At 33.7% G+C, this 1,247-nt stretch carries 2 protein-coding genes and 1 pseudogene; 2 read left to right on the forward strand and 1 reads right to left on the reverse strand.

The features are described from left to right. Positions 1-12 precede the first annotated feature (12 nt). A complete protein-coding gene (locus FC88_RS13120) occupies positions 13-213 on the reverse strand; it encodes a hypothetical protein (RefSeq protein ID WP_235526918.1) in 201 nt (66 codons plus the stop codon). Between FC88_RS13120 and FC88_RS13125 the strand changes: the two are divergent. Together FC88_RS13125 and FC88_RS13130 are read left to right on the forward strand one after the other, a co-directional pair. Next, positions 116-568: pseudogene (locus tag FC88_RS13125) on the forward strand (collagen-binding domain-containing protein); the annotation flags it as partial. The gene FC88_RS13120 and the pseudogene FC88_RS13125 sit on opposite strands and share 98 nt — an antisense overlap. A 195-nt stretch (positions 569-763) precedes the next feature. Beyond that, positions 764-1,087, forward strand: coding sequence for an LPXTG cell wall anchor domain-containing protein (locus FC88_RS13130; RefSeq protein WP_235526919.1), 324 nt, complete (start codon positions 764-766; stop codon positions 1,085-1,087). Positions 1,088-1,247 lie beyond the last annotated feature (160 nt).

Below are 1,247 nucleotides of genomic sequence, written 5' to 3' on the forward strand. Positions count from 1 at the left end.
GTGTTTTTTTATTTATTTTTTCTTAAGGTGGCTAACTTGATTATAAAATTCGCCTTCTAATGAATATCTTGATTTTGAGCAAGAATTTGCTAAGTTAGAGAACAAATCAGCAGGGTTAGTTTCAACAAATTCTAAGACAATTACTAATGCTGATTTTCCAGACCAAAACCAACGAGTAATCGACCTCAGTGATTTTGAAGCTGATGCTAACAATCAAATCGTTATCAATTTAGATCCAGAAGTTTTGAATGCTAGTACACCTCTAACAATTTCAGGGTTGTCAGCCGATAAAGGCGGTACTTCAATTATCATCAATGTTGATACAAAAGGTCAAAATCCGTATGCAATGAATTCTCAAATTAAATTAAGATTCAATAACGGTGAAGAAAATTCCATCGAAAGACCAAATCAAGAGACAGAATATTTCGATGACAATCACTTGCTATGGAACTTTTATGATAGTTCAGCAGGTAATAAGCAATTTGACGGCATTATTGAAATGAATAACACTTTCCAAGGCAGTGTGTTAGCTCCAGATGCGACAATCAACATTCATCACAATTTGGACGGCAATATCGTAGCTGAACAAGTGAATGTTGTTGGTGGCGAAACTCACAGATGGGACTTGCAAGATAACAACAATATTGTGACTGTTCCAGAAGAACCAGGCGAACCAGATGAGAATAACGAAGGTAAAGAATTAGTTGACCCTGGTTTTACAATCGATCCAACACCAACAAGTCCAGAAAATCCTGATGGAAATGTGGATGAAGAAGACAATGATCAAGAAATCATTATTAACGGTGGTTCAGAAGGCGACATAGATGGTAATGGTGATTTAGATTTAACTGGTAAAGAAGTTGTTGGTCAAAATCCTGATAATAGTATTGAAGAAAAAACATTGTCTTCAATAAATGAAGGCAGTGGCTTAGTTCTATTAACTAATGCTGCTCAATCAACTGATACAAGTTCAGCAGGTGGATTAAGCAGATTGCCACAAGCTGGCGCTACTAGTGGTATTTTGTTGACGATTATCGGTGTGATTATGTTGGGATTAGGTATTGTGTTTAAAAAAATCAAATTATAATATTTCAAATAATCAAAAAAGCTTAAGATTAATTTCAAGTTAGAAGTGATTTTCTACTTGTTATTGATTTTAGGCTTTTTTTTTAATTATGATAAAAATGGATTGATGGCGAATTTTATAATCAAGTTAGCCACCTTAAGAAAAAATAAATAAAAAAACA

This window comes from Companilactobacillus futsaii JCM 17355 (genome assembly GCF_001435505.1).
In the GTDB taxonomy this organism is placed as follows: Bacteria; Bacillota; Bacilli; order Lactobacillales; family Lactobacillaceae; genus Companilactobacillus; species Companilactobacillus futsaii.